The organism is Arthrobacter glacialis (assembly GCF_002909445.1).
GTDB classification, from domain to species: domain Bacteria; phylum Actinomycetota; class Actinomycetes; order Actinomycetales; family Micrococcaceae; genus Specibacter; species Specibacter glacialis.
This window is the reverse complement of the sequence record NZ_PPXC01000020.1, coordinates 17,767-32,033: the sequence shown is the minus strand read 5'-3', so window position 1 is coordinate 32,033 and position 14,267 is coordinate 17,767. Positions and strand designations below refer to the sequence as shown.

At 64.1% G+C, this 14,267-nt stretch carries 12 protein-coding genes; 4 read left to right on the top strand and 8 right to left on the bottom strand.

Features of this window, described 5'->3' with window-relative positions:
• Positions 1–5 precede the first annotated feature (5 nt).
• The 5 genes from CVS27_RS18525 to CVS27_RS18505 are packed head-to-tail and all read right to left on the bottom strand — an operon-like array spanning position 6 to position 4,758.
• Positions 6–233 (bottom strand): MbtH family protein, encoded by a 228-nt coding sequence (locus tag CVS27_RS18525; protein WP_103467329.1) that lies wholly within the window; start codon positions 231–233, stop codon positions 6–8.
• Positions 230–1,153 (bottom strand): isochorismatase family protein, encoded by a 924-nt coding sequence (locus CVS27_RS18520; RefSeq protein ID WP_207767567.1) that lies wholly within the window; start codon positions 1,151–1,153, stop codon positions 230–232. The genes CVS27_RS18525 and CVS27_RS18520 overlap by 4 nt, the downstream gene beginning before the upstream one ends.
• Positions 1,154–1,176: 23 nt before the next feature.
• On the bottom strand, positions 1,177–2,808 hold the full coding sequence (locus CVS27_RS18515; protein WP_103467328.1) for a (2,3-dihydroxybenzoyl)adenylate synthase: 1,632 nt from the start codon (positions 2,806–2,808) through the stop codon (positions 1,177–1,179).
• Positions 2,805–3,962: an isochorismate synthase gene (locus CVS27_RS18510; protein WP_103467327.1), complete on the bottom strand. Its 1,158-nt coding sequence runs from the start codon at positions 3,960–3,962 to the stop codon at positions 2,805–2,807. The genes CVS27_RS18515 and CVS27_RS18510 overlap by 4 nt, the downstream gene beginning before the upstream one ends.
• Before the next feature lie 31 nt (positions 3,963–3,993).
• Positions 3,994–4,758 (bottom strand): SDR family oxidoreductase, encoded by a 765-nt coding sequence (locus CVS27_RS18505; protein ID WP_207767566.1) that lies wholly within the window; start codon positions 4,756–4,758, stop codon positions 3,994–3,996.
• 579 nt (positions 4,759–5,337) lie between these two features.
• Here CVS27_RS18505 and CVS27_RS18500 point away from each other — a divergent pair.
• Genes CVS27_RS18500 through CVS27_RS18485 form a run of 4 tightly spaced genes read left to right on the top strand, consistent with a single transcriptional unit; the run spans position 5,338 to position 9,570 of the window.
• Complete coding sequence (locus tag CVS27_RS18500) at positions 5,338–6,321, top strand: FecCD family ABC transporter permease (RefSeq protein WP_103467352.1); 984 nt, start codon at positions 5,338–5,340, stop codon at positions 6,319–6,321.
• A complete protein-coding gene (locus CVS27_RS18495) occupies positions 6,318–7,349 on the top strand; it encodes a FecCD family ABC transporter permease (protein ID WP_243399902.1) in 1,032 nt (343 codons plus the stop codon). Before CVS27_RS18500 ends, CVS27_RS18495 begins: the two co-directional genes overlap by 4 nt.
• Positions 7,350–7,390: 41 nt before the next feature.
• Positions 7,391–8,263 (top strand): ABC transporter ATP-binding protein, encoded by an 873-nt coding sequence (locus CVS27_RS18490; RefSeq protein WP_243400270.1) that lies wholly within the window; start codon positions 7,391–7,393, stop codon positions 8,261–8,263.
• Complete coding sequence (locus CVS27_RS18485; RefSeq protein WP_103467326.1) at positions 8,260–9,570, top strand: alpha/beta hydrolase-fold protein; 1,311 nt, start codon at positions 8,260–8,262, stop codon at positions 9,568–9,570. The genes CVS27_RS18490 and CVS27_RS18485 overlap by 4 nt, the downstream gene beginning before the upstream one ends.
• Positions 9,571–9,602: 32 nt before the next feature.
• On the opposite strand, the gene CVS27_RS18480 is transcribed toward CVS27_RS18485, so the two are convergent.
• Genes CVS27_RS18480 through CVS27_RS21515 form a run of 3 tightly spaced genes read right to left on the bottom strand, consistent with a single transcriptional unit; the run spans position 9,603 to position 14,174 of the window.
• Positions 9,603–11,381: a M14 family metallopeptidase gene (locus tag CVS27_RS18480; RefSeq protein WP_103467325.1), complete on the bottom strand. Its 1,779-nt coding sequence runs from the start codon at positions 11,379–11,381 to the stop codon at positions 9,603–9,605.
• A 5-nt stretch (positions 11,382–11,386) separates the two neighbouring features.
• Entirely contained in the window at positions 11,387–11,704 is a 318-nt protein-coding gene (locus tag CVS27_RS18475; protein ID WP_103467324.1) for a hypothetical protein, read from the bottom strand.
• A gap of 58 nt (positions 11,705–11,762) precedes the next feature.
• Entirely contained in the window at positions 11,763–14,174 is a 2,412-nt protein-coding gene (locus tag CVS27_RS21515) for a S8 family peptidase (RefSeq protein ID WP_103467323.1), read from the bottom strand.
• Positions 14,175–14,267: the final 93 nt, after the last annotated feature.

The following is a 14,267-nucleotide window of genomic DNA, read 5'->3' as shown; positions in this document are numbered from 1 at the left end:
GTGGGCTAGGACGCGCTGGAGCGGGCGTGCTCGCGCAGGCTCAACGGCCGCAGGTCGCTCCACTGCCGCTCGATGTACTCGGTGCAGGAGGTGCGTGAATCCGGCCCAAAAATGATGTGCCACCCCATGGGCACGGGCACGAACTCCGGCCACAGGCTTTGTTGCTGCTCCAGATTGCTCAGCACCAGGAACACGCCCTCTTCGTTGTCAAAGGGATTGCTGGGCGCGCTCATGCGTTGACCCCCACTGTGGTCAGTTCTGATGTGGCCAGTTCCAGAGCCTTGGCCCATTCGTGCACAGTGGCTGCGCCGGCCAGCACCTCAAAGGAAGCTGCCAAACCATCCGCGCGCAGGGTTTCCACCAGATCCATGATTCTGATGGAGTCCAGGCCCAACTCCATCAGGTCGTCGTGGTCGCCAATGCTGGCTGCGTCCACATACATGAGCTCGGCAACGTATGCCCTCACTCGCTCGCTGACGTTGACGACGGCGCTCGCAGCCAGCGCCTGCCTCTGGGCCCAAGTGGCAACCAGGGACTCCGTTGGCGTGACAACGCCACAGCGTCCAGCCACCCAGGCCAGCGCCTGGGCGTGGTGGGCGGCGCTAAAGTCGGCAACGGCGTCGGACACCAGGAACGCCTGGAAGTCATTCATAAAGGCGTCGGCAGCTGAAACCTGGCAGCCAATGTGTGCGTAGACGCCTGTGATGATCAGTTGGTCCCGGCCAGTTGCCCGCAGGGTCTCGGCCAGGTCGGAGCGCTGGAAGGCCGAATAGCGCCACTTGGTCAGCACCGCGTCCCCGGGCTGCGGCGCCAGCTCGTCAATGATGCGGGCGCCGTCTTCATTGGCCCCGATCCCGGGACCCCAAAAGTCATTCAACAGGGCCCTGTCCGCGGGCTGCTGGTGGGCGAGCTGTGCGGTGTAGTACACGGGTATGGAGAGTTTCCGGGCCAACGTGATGAGCGTGGCAACGTTGGCCACCAAGGTGGTGGCTGGCTCCTGGCCTGCGCCGAACGGACGCAGGAAGTGCTTTTGCATGTCATGGACCAACAGGGCAGACCGGCTGGGGTCAGAAACCCACGGCACAGCTGGTTGGGGCAGCTGCCCGGCGGTGGGCATGGTGTAAGCAATACTCGGGGGAAGTTCGTTGTGCATGAGAAATCCTTTGTTGGGGGGGGTTAGGCGCTTGGGGTGAGCTGATCTTTGAGGGTGCGGCGCAGCTCTGCCCGGCTGTTCTTGCCCACACCTGTCACGGGGAACGCCGCCACAACGTGGACCCGGTCAGGTATTTTGTGGGCGGCCACTCCCCGGCCGCGAATGAACGCATGAACATCAGCCCGTGAGGGTGGTGGTCCGTCGGCCACGATGACGGCGCAGGAGATTTCGCCCAGGAACTTGTCCGGGACGGCCACTACGGCTGCATCGAAAACGTTGGGGTGCGCCAGCAGGTGGTCCTCGACCTCTTCGGCGGAGATCTTCTCCCCGCCCCGGTTGATCTGGTCCTTGCTGCGCCCCTCCACCACCAGGTGTCCGCTGGGAAGTTGGCGGGCAATGTCGCCCGTGCGGTAGTAGCCATCGGGGGTGAATGCCGTGCTGTTGTGCACGGGCGCCTTGTAGTAGCCGCGGATGGTGTACGGGCCACGGGTGAGCAGGTGACCAGGATCGCCCGGTGCCACGGGGTTGCCTGAGTCGTCAAGAATCAGCACCTCATCGTCGGCGCTCATGGGGCGGCCCTGAGTCTCTGCCACGGTGAACGCGTCGTCATCGGCCCGGGTGTAGCAAACAAGGCCCTCCGCCATGCCAAAGACCTGCTGCAGACGCACCCCCAGCACTCGTTGAAGATCGACGGCGGCCCCGGGCAGGAACTTGGCCCCACCCACCGAAATGGTGTCCAAACTTGCCAAGTTGGCAGTGCTGTTCTGGGCGGCACGCGTCCACGCCAAGGCCAACGGCGGAACCAGCGGCACGTGGGTCACTTGCTCCTGCTCAATGAGGGCAAAGGCCAGCTCGGGGGCACCGTGGGCCGCCAGCACCACCTGCCCACCGGCCATCAGCGCGCCCAGGAACCCCGGTGAACTCATGGGGAAATTGTGCGCAGCCGGCAACACCAACAGCAAGACCGTGCTCTCGCCGTACTGGCACACCTCAACGCTTCGCCGGACCGAGTACAGGTAGTCGTCATGGCTGCGCGGGATGAGCTTGGGGGTCCCCGTAGTGCCCCCGGACAGCTGCAGGAAAGCCAAGTCGGAGGAGTCCACCTCCGGGACCGGGCGGGGGCTCACGGCACCGAGCCGCATCACTTGGGCCAGGTCCAGCTGGGAGGCCCGCGGGGCGCCGTCGATCATGACCATCAAGCCCCCGGGAATGCCCTGGGCCAGAACTGCGGCCATGTCCCGGAAGTCAAAGCCGTCATGAATGGCCGGGCCAATGTAGGCCACGGGATCCGCCTGCGCGGCAATGGCGGAGAGTTCGCTGATCCTGTGGGCCGGCAGCAGGTAAACGGGGATGGCCCCTGCCCGCATGAGAGCCAGGGCGCTCACCACAAAGGAGACACGGTTGGGCAGCTGCAGAAGGACCCTGTCGCGTGGGCGAATCCCCTGTGCCGCAAAACCCGCGGCCAGCTCTGCAACCCGGCGCTCCAACTCGGCATAGCTGACACGCTCGGCGGAATCCACCAGCGCAATGACGTAGGGCCGCTCCACGGCATGGGCGGCAGCGATGGTGTCCAGGCGCTCGCCGGTCCAATAGCCGCGCTGGCGGTAGTCATCGGCATTCGTTTGCGGCCACGCGACGGTTCCCGGCGTTCTCACGGCTGGGTCACGCCCAGACCGGCCAGAATGGTGCGGAACTTGGCCTCGGTCTCGGCAAGTTCCAATTCCGGATCACTGCCGGGGACAATGCCGGCCCCCGCGTGCACACGCAAATCATCATTGGAGACGTCGGCACAGCGAATGCTCACTGCCCATTCGCCATCCCCGGCGGCATCCATCCAGCCCACGGCGCCGGCATAAAAGCCCCGGTTGCTTTCCTCCAGTTCCGCTATCAGATCGCACGCCATCTGGGTTGGCCAGCCGCATACGGCGGGTGTGGGGTGCAGGGCAAAAGCCAGGTCCAGGGACGTGGCTTCGGGATCCTTGAGCCGTCCGGAAATTTTGCTGGACAGGTGCCACATTGAACCGGTGCGCACCAGTTCCGGAGCCGCCGGGACCTGCAAGTTGATACACAAGGGGTTGAGGACTTCCGCCACCATCTCCACCACAATGGCGTGTTCACGCAAGTCCTTGGCGGACTCCAACAACGCGGCGGCGTTCGCCAAATCTTGCACCGGATCAGCACAGCGGGGAACGGAGCCGGCCAGCGGGTTGCTCAACGCCATGGTGCCGTTGCGGCGGATCAGCAGTTCCGGACTGGCACCCACCAGGGTGCGCCCTTCTGGCAAGGGTGCGGCAAAAACGTAGGCTGTTGGGTTCTGCCTGATTAACCGGGCCAGCAGCTGATTAATGTCCAGGGGCTTCGGCAAGGTGGTGCTGCGGGAACGGGCCAACACCACTTTTTGCAGGCCGTCAGCTGTGAACTTGGTCAACGCCTTGGCCACGGCAGCTGTGAAGTGCGGATCCGGGGCATTGGGCGCCATGGCCGCGCCGCCGTCCTTTACTGCACGCGCGGGGCCTGACGGGGCCAGGCGGGGGCCGCGCAGGGTTGAATCCATGACCACAAACTCGCCACTGCCGCCGGGGACGAACGGCAGGACCCCCGCGATGGCAGAGCGCCGCCCCGCGGCCGCGAAATGTCCGGCCAGGATCTGGCGACTGTTGTGGGGGCCCATGCTCAGCCGGCTGCCGCCGCGGCCCAGAATGCTTCCGGCGGTGCCGGACATGAGGAAGTCCCCTTGCCTGTACTCAGCCAGTGGGTCGTGCAGCCAGTCGGACGCCGGGATTGAATACTCTGCTTCTTGCAAAGTCATGAGTTGCCTTTCATTGAAAATGTCGCGTAGTTCACGCACGCAGCGTTGCGCCGCCGTCAACGTAGATGTCCTGCATGGTGATGTGCCGGGCCTGCTCCGAGAGGAGAAAAACTGCTGCGTTGGCAATGTCTTCGGGTTGGGCCATTCGGCCCAGGGGGATGCCAACACGGAATTGGGCCAGGTCGCCGGTGAGCACTGACTGCTCACCGGCGACCTGGTCATCACCCCAAAAGTCACGTTGCATGGCGGTGTTGGTGGAACCCGGGCACACCGTGTTGGCGCGAATACCATGGGGGGCCAGCTCCAGGCCAACGCAACGCAGCAGGGCGGCGGCTGCCGCCTTTGATGCGGAATACAGGGGCATGGATGCCCGCGGCACACCGGCGGCGTTGGAACCTATCAGCACCAGGGCCCTGTTGGCACCCGTACTGTCCATCAGCAGCCTTGCCGCTGAGGTGACAATCAGGAACGTGCCGTCGGCATTGACGGCCATGGTGCGCCGCCAAGCATCAATTCCGGCGCTCAGGGCCGATCCCGTGGCCAACACGCCTGCCGCATGGATCACCGCACCCAGAGGTTCGGGGCGTTCGGCAATGAGCGAGAACAGAATGTCAACAGACACCGGGTCGCTGACGTCCGTGGGAACGGCGATGATGCGCCGGCCCGTGAGATCCTTGGCCAACTCAGCCAATCCCGGCATATCCAGGTCAGCCAGCACCAGCACATCCGCCGGATGATTCTCCTGGTGGACGGCCCAGGCGCAGGCCCGGCCAATGCCGCTTGCTGCTCCTGTCACGAGCACTACTTTTGGGGACTCCATGGTCTTGGCCTCGCTGATTTGTGTCGGCACCCGTTACTTTCGGGCAAGTGAACAGAAGCGAGCATAGCCTTACCTAAGTTCTTTAAGTCATATTTTCCTGACGTTATTTCTTTTTTGATGCTTGACAGGCGCCAACAACAAGCGATAGTGCAGCTACTGCGTGCGTCAGCTCCAATTGCCGCCTTCCCGGCCCTTGAATGTCCCGCAATTTGGCGGTTCTTGCGGACCATTCGCGCTCGGCGGTCACTTTCATGACCACCCCAACAACAGGGCTCCGGGGGTGACAAAAGTCCAAAATACGTCACTAAAACTCCCAGAATGTGAAACATCTCACTTTTCGAAGGCGTGGCCGGTTCTAGGAAATAGTTCGCCTCCTGCCATTAAGGCGGCGGGTTCCGCAGTCTTCTTAGGTTAGGCTTACCAACGCTGCACCCGCCCGCGGCCGCAACAACGCACCCACAAGCCCCAAGAAATGAGAACCACCATGATGCCCCCTGCCGGATGCGGCGCCTAGAGGTGTTTCAATCCCGACACAGGCGCGCCCCAGTCACCACCATGGCCTGGGCCCTATGCCTGTTCCTGCTGCTCCTCTTGAGCCTGCTCAGCCTGTCCACCGGCAGCCGCCCCATTGCGCCGGCCGACACCTGGAACGCCATCACCGCTTTCAATCCCGCTGAAAGCACCCACTTGTTGGTCGTTGAGCTGCGACTCCCCCGCACCATCCTGGCCATCACGGTAGGTGCCGCCTTGGCCTTGGCCGGCGCGCTCATGCAGGCGCTGACCCGCAACCCCTTGGCGGAGCCGGGAATCCTGGGCATCAACGCCGGCGCTGCCGCAGCCGTAGCTGTGGGGCTTGCCTTCTTCGGCGCAACGTCCCCTGCCCAGTACATGTGGTTTGGTTTTGCCGGGGCAGCGGCGGCATCTTTGGTGGTCTATGCCCTGGGCCGTGCCCACGACGCCGGCAACAACCCCATTCGGCTGGTTTTAGCCGGTGCGGGACTCAGCGTCATGCTGGGCTCGTTCACGGGCATCATCATCCTGGCCGGTGATTCACGCCGCTTGCGCAACTTTGTCAATTGGGCCAGCGGGTCCCTTCAGGGCCGCGGCTACGACGTTGTCCCGTGGGTAGTGGGAGCCTGCTTAGTGGCCCTCATCATGGGGCTCGCCACGGCCAGGAGCCTGGATTCGCTCTCACTCGGCAACGACCTGGGCAACGCGCTCGGGCTGAAAATGCGCACCACCTGGCTGCTGGGAACAGGCGCCATCTTGTTACTGGCCGGTGCGGCCACCGCAGCCGCCGGCCCGATCGGGTTTCTCGGCCTGGCGGCACCCCACATGGCACGCATGCTGGTGGGGCCCAACCACAGCAGGCTCCTGCCCTTCTCGATGATCCTTGGCGCCATCCTGCTGCTGCTGGCAGATATTCTGGGACGCTTCATTGCGGCACCGGGGGAACTCAGCGCCGGAGTAATGAGCGCTGTCATTGGGGCGCCGGTGTTCATCGCCCTGGCCCGACGACGAAAGCTGGTGCAGCTGTGAGCATCACCAAACCCCCGCTCAGGGTGCAAATGCGCAGCCTGCCCCGCAACCGCACTGTGTCGGTGGGGCTGGCGATAGCCGCCGCCACGGTCCTGCTGGCACTGGTGGCCATGCAGACGGGCACCATCTCCTTGTCGTTTTCCGAGGTGATGGCTGCCGTCTTTGGATTATCCGATGACCCCAAGGCCACCCTGGTCATCCAACGTATCCGGCTGCCCCGCACTGTGACGGCCATTGGTGTGGGCCTTTGCCTGGGCGCAGCAGGGGCAACCTTCCAGTCCATCTCCCGCAACGCGCTGGGCTCCCCCGACATCATCGGTTTCACCACGGGTGCCGCCACCGGCGCGGTGGCCCAAATCATCCTCTTCAACGCCGGCCCCGTTGCCACAGCCCTAGCCGCCATTGCCGGTGGCTTGCTTGCCGCCGCCGTGGTGTATCTGCTATCAGTGCGCGGCGGTGTGAGCGGTGGCTACCGTCTGGTCCTGGTCGGGATTGGTGTTGGCGCACTTCTGGCGGCCGTGAACACTGTCCTGCTCAGCAAGGGCGATGAAGACTTGGCCGCCCAAGCCCAAATGTGGCTCTCCGGGTCTTTGGCCGGGCGAAGCTGGGACCACGCCATCCCCGTCATGCTGGCCGTCGCGTTCTTGCTGCCGGTCCTGCTGATCCAGGGCCGCAGTCTGGGCCTTTTGGAGATGGGCGACGACGTGGCTCGCGCCTTGGGCGTGCGGGTCGAGGCGAGCCGGCTGACTTCCATGGCGGCCGCCGTCGGACTGACAGCAGTGGCAACGGCGGCAGTGGGGCCCATTGCCTTCGTAGCGTTGGCGGCACCACAACTTGCTGCCCGCCTGACCCGTTCCGTGCATGTCCCCATGGGCACCGGCGCCCTGATGGGGGCTGCCCTGCTGGTGGCCTGCGATCTGCTCACCCAGCGTCTGCCGTTGCAGGCGCACGTCCCGATCGGCCTGATGACGGGTCTGGTGGGCGGCTGCTACCTGCTCTGGCTGGTCACCCGCAGTAAACAAATCTAATCCTCTCAACCACTGAAACTTCTCTGAAAAGGAGAATCCTCGTGAAGACACCAACCACTGCACCGGCCCCGGCAAGCGGTGATGTCCTGTCAGGTCGGGGCCTCAGCCTTGGCTATGACGGGCGCCAAATCTCCGTGGCCCTGGACGTGGTGATCCCGCCCGGATCTTTCACCGCCATCATCGGGCCCAACGCGTGCGGCAAGTCCACCCTATTGCGTGCCCTGTCCCGGCTCCTGAAGCCAACGGCCGGCGAGGTCTTCCTGGACGGCCGGGACATTCATGGCTACAAAACTCGCGATGTGGCCCGCCGCTTGGCCCTCCTCCCCCAGCAGTCGTCCGCCCCGGACGGCATCACGGTTGCCGATCTGGTGGCACGGGGCAGGTTCCCGCATCAGGGCCTGTTGCGCCAGTGGTCCGAGGACGACAAGGCCAAGGTTGCCGACGCCATGGCGGCTACGGGTGTCACGGATCTGGCGGAGCGGGCGGTTGGCGAACTGTCCGGCGGGCAGCGCCAACGGGTTTGGCTGGCACTGGCGCTGGCCCAAGACACCCCCATTTTGTTGCTGGATGAGCCCACAACGTTCTTGGACATAGCCCACCAGCTGGACGTGCTGCGGCTGTGCAGGAGGCTGCACCGCACCGGGGACTACACCCTGGTGACGGTCTTGCATGACCTGGCCTTGGCGTTCAGGTTCGCCGACCATGTGATTGCCATGAGGGACGGAAAAATTGTGGCCCAAGGACCGCCTCGCGAAATTGCCACACCCGAAATCATGCGCGAGGTCTACGGCATTGAGTCGGTTGTCATCGAGGATCCGGCCACAGGCGGCCCCCTGGTGGTGCCCCTGGAACCTGAGGGTGAGACAGAATCACTCAGCATCGTGCGGCACGACGCGGTTGAGGTGACGGCATGAGCGGGGCTCGCGGCAGCTCCCTGGCGCAGGATTTCCCAGCCGCCAAGGACCCGGTGGCCAGCCCCGCTCCCGTCGTGACAGTTTTGCGGGGCCATTTCGCCGCTCACTGGGCAGCACTGGACGCCACAGCGAAGTCGAATCTGCTAGGCATTCCCGGTGGCTTGCCGCTGGTGGGCCCTTCCCCCGACGGCAACCCCGTAAAGAGGGCCGTGACGTTCCTGCATCGCTCCCCCGAAGCCACGGCCGTGGTCCTGTCAGCCAATGCCCTGGTCAACCATAGAAATGTGGGTGCGAGCGAGTTTGAGAAAGTGGATGCGTCCGGACTGTGGGCGCTGACATTGCTCATGCCGGCCGACTGGGAGTGCGGATACAGGATCACCACGCACCAGGGTGCCGGACCGGCGCCGTGGCAGGCCAGTACAGACCGCCGGACCATCCGCACGGCTGCCGACGCCGGCGGACCGGACCCGCTGAACCCCCTGCTGGGTGCCGGCATGAACGGCGGGGCGCTCTCAGTGCTCCGGTTGCCCGGGGCACCAGCGGCCCCATGGCTGGCCCCTGCCGTGACAAACCGATCAGCCGGGAGCCCTGCCATGGTCGGGAGCCAGCGAGCCGATGCTGCTGGCACACGTTCCTCAGCCGGTCTGGAGGGGCTTACTCTCAGAGACTCCCTGTCCGGGCGCCTGCGCACGGTGTGGGTCTACTCCCCTCCAGTGGGGACGCGCGACGGCGACACACCTCTCTTGCTCCTGCATGACGGTCAGGTGTGGGCGAAGTACCTCAATCTCAAGGACACCCTTGATGCGGCCATTCGCTCCAGCATCGTCCCGGCCCTGCATGTAGCCATGATCGATTCCCTGGATTCGGAGACCAGATCCGATGAGCTCAGCGGCCCCAACGGAACCGTGGATTTTGTGGCGAATGACTTGCTGCCGGTGTTGCGTGAGCGACTGCCCGTACGCGGCGATGCCGCCGGCACCATTGTGTCCGGGGCCAGCTACGGCGGACTGGCTTCATTGTGGCAGGTGGCCAGGTACCCACAACTGGTGGGGGTGGCACTGGCGCAGTCCCCGTCGCTGTGGCGCTACGACCTTTCCCAACCACTGGAGAAAGTGCTGGACCGCGTGGTGCTGCGCCTTCAGGCGGGCATCTACGAGAGCGACATTCACCAAACGTCGCAGGAGCTGTTCAACCAATTGGCGCCGCTGGGGGCGGACATCAGCTTGAGCGCAGTCACGGGCGGGCACGACTGGACGTGGTGGAATCCGTGGCTCATTCACGGCCTGCGGGAGCTGCTGCAAAGCTGAGCAACTGTTCCTGGTGACCAGACGGGTCGCTGCTAGCGGTAGTCTCCGTTGGTGAGTCTTACCCCGGGGGTGTTGGCCCAGTTTCCGATGAACGTGGCTGCTGCACCGTTGGTGATGTCCCAGCCGCCAGACCCGTTGGAAGAAGCGACAGGAATGCTGGCCCAGCCGGGGGTTTGGCGGACCAGGGCAATGTCGGTGAGCCCGTTGCCGTTGAAGTCACCCGTCACGATGCGCACCCCTGGGGTGTTGGCCCAGTTCCCAATAAACGTGGGGGCTGCACCGTTGGTGATGTCCCAACCACCGGAACCGTTCGCGAATGCGACAGGAATGCTGGCCCAGCCCGGGGTTTGGCGGACCAGGGCAATATCGGTGAGCCCGTTGCCGTTGAAGTCACCCGTCACGATCCGCACACCCGGGGTGTTGGCCCAGTTCCCAATAAACGTGGGGGCTGCACCGTTGGTGATGTCCCAACCGCCCGAACCGTTCGCAAAGGCAATCGGGATGCTCGCCCAGCCCGGGGTTTGGCGAACCAGCGCAATGTCGGTGAGTCCGTTGCCGTTGAAGTCACCGGTCACGATGCGCACCCCAGGGGTGTTGGCCCAGTTTCCAATAAACGTGGGGGCTGCACCGTTGGTGATGTCCCAGCCACCGGTACCGTTGGAGAAAGCCACCGGAATGGTTGACCAGCCAGGAGTCTGGCGCACCAAGGCAATGTCCTTGCCCCTCACATGCGACACCGAGCCAACCGCCAGCTCGGCAGCTTCTAGGCACAAGGCGATGAGTCCGGCCGAAACTTCCTTGATCACTTCCTCTGCCTCCGTCCAAGTCGGCTGGAAGCTGTGACCGCATTCCACAGTGAAGCCGTACACCTTGGACCGGGAAGGGTCAGCAAAATGACGGGCAAAGGCATAGTCGTCGCTCGCGCCGGATGTTGGATACAAGCCAAACGCCTGTTCCACCCCATAGTTGTCACCCCGCACGGCCTTTACCGCATCGTTCATGCGCGCACTCGCGGAGGAGACCAGGTCCAGATCCTCGGCTGGGATGAACTCCCCATAGGCGGTGTCGTTGATTCGGCCCCGTACGGCGTCGAAAGCAGTGTTGAGGAATGTCTGGGTTGGTTGGGTGCTTTGGTTCTGATCGCTCCCCCAGCTGTGCAGGATGACAGGCACCGCACTGTGCACATCCATGTGCCAGCGGATCTGGGGTGTGTTGTCCAGCATCCACACGACATTGCGGGTTTCAGGTTCTGATCCGGCGGCGGGTCCGCGGTACACGTTGGCATCACAGGGGTTGTCCGAGGCGCTGACGCCGGAGTCCGGCGCGAACTTTGCCAGATGGTCCCAGAGGAAATCGAAATTGCGGTTGATATCCACGCCGAGACAGCTGCCGCCGCCGCCGTTGGGGCGGCGATTCTTGCGCCACAACGCCTGACTGGCTTGGCTGAAACGCCGCCCGTCCGGGTTCACGCAGGCAAAGATGAAAATGTTCACCGATTCAAGGATGCTGCTCACGTCAGCGGCCGAGAAGGCGGCCCCGCCGTAGCCCAATCCGGTGCCGGTCTCATGGGCCTCCAAGAGGTCGGCACTGAAAGAAATCAGGGCATCCGGCGGAACCCACTCCCGGGCATGCATGCCGCCCAGAATGAGGACTCCGTCCGCGGACGGGTCGCCAGCACCGAGCCGCAGGATGTGGCTGGTTCGCCCTTCGTGAGTGGTGTTCGGCGCCGTCATAAGGGTGGTCAAGTCCGGATAGGCGGCTGCCAGGTTTTCCAGCGCGGACTCTATCTCGTCAACATTCAGGTATGGCATGGCCGCTACTCTTTCCGCCCAAGACCCCGAGGGATCTCACCCCTGGCCGCGTACCGGTTGCTGCTGCCTACCTCCTGCTGCCGCGCCCGGCCCACCTCGGACGCATTCTCCAGGACGTGCAAGGAAACGTTGGCCGCACTGCGTACGTCCCGCGATGACTGCAGCCGGGATTCGGGCAGATAGGCATCAATGACGAATCCGCCCTCCGCCCGCCGGGCGATCGCGCGGCATCCCAGATCCGGTTGGATCTCATCGGTGAACTCCTTGATCTCCGCCAGCGTGGCCGCACGAATTTCAAAGTGGATGATGGGATCTTCACTCATATCGATGCTCCCTTGCTGACTGTTCCCGTGCCAGTGAAACTCGACGGCGGGCCCTTGGCTAGCGGTAGTCTCCGTTGGTGAGTCTTACCCCGGGGGTGTTGGCCCAGTTTCCGATGAACGTGGCTGCTGCCCCGTTGGTGATGTCCCAACCACCAGAGCCGTTGGCGAATGCGACAGGGATGCTGGCCCAGCCGGGGGTTTGGCGGACCAGGGCTATGTCGGTGAGCCCGTTGTCATTGAAGTCACCGGCCACGATGCGCACACCCGGGGTGTTGGCCCAGTTCCCAATGAAGGTGGCTGCTGCCCCGTTGGTGATGTCCCAACCACCAGAGCCGTTGGCAAAGGCAATCGGGATGCTGGCCCAGCCGGGGGTTTGGCGGACCAGGGCTATGTCGGTGAGTCCGTTGCCGTTGAAGTCGCCTGTCACGATGCGGACCCCAGGAGTATTCGCCCAGTTCCCAATAAAAGTGGGGGCTGCCCCGTTGGTGATGTCCCAGCCACCGGAGCCGTTGGCGAATGCGACAGGGATGCTGGCCCAGCCCGGTGTTTGGCGGACCAGGGCGATGTCGGTGAGTCCGTTGCCGTTGCAGTCACCGGTCACGATGCGCACACCCGGGGTGTTGGCCCAGTTCCCAATAAAAGTGGGGGCTGCCCCGTTGGTGATGTCCCAACCACCGGAACCGTTGGAGAATGCGACAGGGATGCTGGCCCAGCCCGGTGCCTGGCGCACTAGGGCTACATCGGTGAGTCCGTTGCCGTTGAAGTCGCCGGTCACGATGCGCACTCCCGGGGTGTTGGCCCAGTTCCCAATAAACGTGGGGGCTGCACCGTTGGTGATGTCCCAGCCACCGGAGCCGTTGGAGAAAGCGACAGGGATGCTGGCCCAGCCAGGAGTCTGGCGCACCAAGGCAATGTCCTTGCCCCTCACATGGGACACCGAGCCAACCGCCAGTTGGACTGCCGCGGCGGCGTTGACCCTGCCAAATCCGTAGTCGTCATTGTGGCCGTTGGCGTCATAGGCCACCCCGCCGATCTTGTCCGCGGAGTCGCGCATGATGGCACGCAACTGGTCACGGGTCAGATCGGGGTTCATGGACAGCGCAAGGGCAGCGCAGCCAGCCGCGCAGGGGGCTGCAAAACTGGTGCCAGTGCTGGGGCCGTAGCCACCGGCACCTGTGGTGCTCACCACGGCAACCCCTGGTGCGATCAATTCAACCTCGGGTCCGCGTGCGGCGTTGTCTTCCAGATCCATTCTGGTGGACCGGACCACAGCAATAACGTCGGCGTGGGAGACCACCTCGTCCTGCATGACATCGACGTTGTTGCCGTTGCTGGCTGCCCAGAAGATGGCCAGACCGCGCCCGCCGCGACCGTTCGCGGCGGCGAATTCGAGGGCAAGCTCCAAGACAACAGTGAGGTCCCAGGCGGCCCCGTTGGGGCCAAGGCTCGAGACCAAAATGTCGGCACCGGTGGCCGGATCCGCACCAGCCACTTCCCGGGATGGATCCGCGGCATAGGCGACGGCCCGGGCCAGGGTTGTCTGAGTTCCCACTTGGTCACCGAGGCAGGCCACCAGCATGAGCTCACACTCCGGAGCCGCGCCGCAACCGCCCCGGCCGTTGTTGTGGCGGGCACCGACCATGCCAGCGCAGAACGTGCCATGGTCACCTGCCGGAATTGCCGCCGCACCCTGCATGAAGGTTGGCGGGCCCGCACCTGCGGTCCTGAACGCACCCGAGGCGCCCACGATGGCGCTCTGGAGGTCTTCGTGCGCGGTGTTGAAGCCATTGTCGATGACGGCGACCCTGATACCTGCTCCGAAAGTCTGGTCCCAGGCCTCTTCCGCGTGCACATCGGCCCCCGGTGTGCCGCCGCCCTGGCCCGTATTGCGCCATTGCCACTGCTCACCGAAACGCGGGTCAGTCGGTATGGCGCGCGGCGGCACATGCTCGACGAAACTGGGCTCCGCCAGGGTGAACCGTGGATCCTCATGCAGGTCAACAGAGGCTTCCAGCGCGTCGTCGTGGACCGTGGTGTCCACCTCAAAGAGATTCGGGGCAAATGTCAGCCGCGTCAGCAGTGTCAAGCCGCGTTCAGCCAAAATTGCTTCGGCGTCTTCCCCGGAGTAGTCCTCGGCCAGCTGGACTGTCAGGCGCTTGGTGACGATCGCGAAACGCCCGTTTTCCCGCTTGACTAGGGTGCCGGCGTCGTCCGCCTCAGCAAAATCATCCAACGCCGCGAGGGATCGGGACGTGTCCGCGGACGGCTCCACAAACACCCAGTGCGCGGCGCCGAAAGCCGCCAAACTGTCTTCTGGCAGTCCCAGCTGCCCCGCAGCGGCCTCAGTCCCGAAACTCTCGGCTTCGGTTGCATTGAATCCGCGCTCCGTGGCGGCGACCTTGATCGCGACGACGTTCTCAATGCGATCTACCGTTTTCCGCTGCCCCCGTGCGAAGTATTCCCGGTTCATAGCGTGTTCCTTATCTGTGAAGAATTGAACAAACAGTCATGGAATCGATAAATCCCGCAGGCAGACTTCGGTCCCGCACTCCTATTTCACAGC

Excerpts from the sequence above, each read along its gene's own strand:
- CVS27_RS18525 (WP_103467329.1), bottom strand. The coding sequence starts at position 233 with ATGAGCGCGCCCAGCAATCCCTTTGACAACGAAGAGGGCGTGTTCCTG.
- CVS27_RS18520 (WP_207767567.1), bottom strand. The coding sequence starts at position 1,153 with ATGCACAACGAACTTCCCCCGAGTATTGCTTACACCATGCCCACCGCC.
- CVS27_RS18510 (WP_103467327.1), bottom strand. The coding sequence starts at position 3,962 with ATGACTTTGCAAGAAGCAGAGTATTCAATCCCGGCGTCCGACTGGCTG.
- CVS27_RS18500 (WP_103467352.1), top strand. The coding sequence starts at position 5,338 with ATGGCCTGGGCCCTATGCCTGTTCCTGCTGCTCCTCTTGAGCCTGCTC.
- CVS27_RS18485 (WP_103467326.1), top strand. The coding sequence starts at position 8,260 with ATGAGCGGGGCTCGCGGCAGCTCCCTGGCGCAGGATTTCCCAGCCGCC.
- CVS27_RS18480 (WP_103467325.1), bottom strand. The coding sequence starts at position 11,381 with ATGCCATACCTGAATGTTGACGAGATAGAGTCCGCGCTGGAAAACCTG.
- CVS27_RS18475 (WP_103467324.1), bottom strand. The coding sequence starts at position 11,704 with ATGAGTGAAGATCCCATCATCCACTTTGAAATTCGTGCGGCCACGCTG.
- CVS27_RS21515 (WP_103467323.1), bottom strand. The coding sequence starts at position 14,174 with ATGAACCGGGAATACTTCGCACGGGGGCAGCGGAAAACGGTAGATCGC.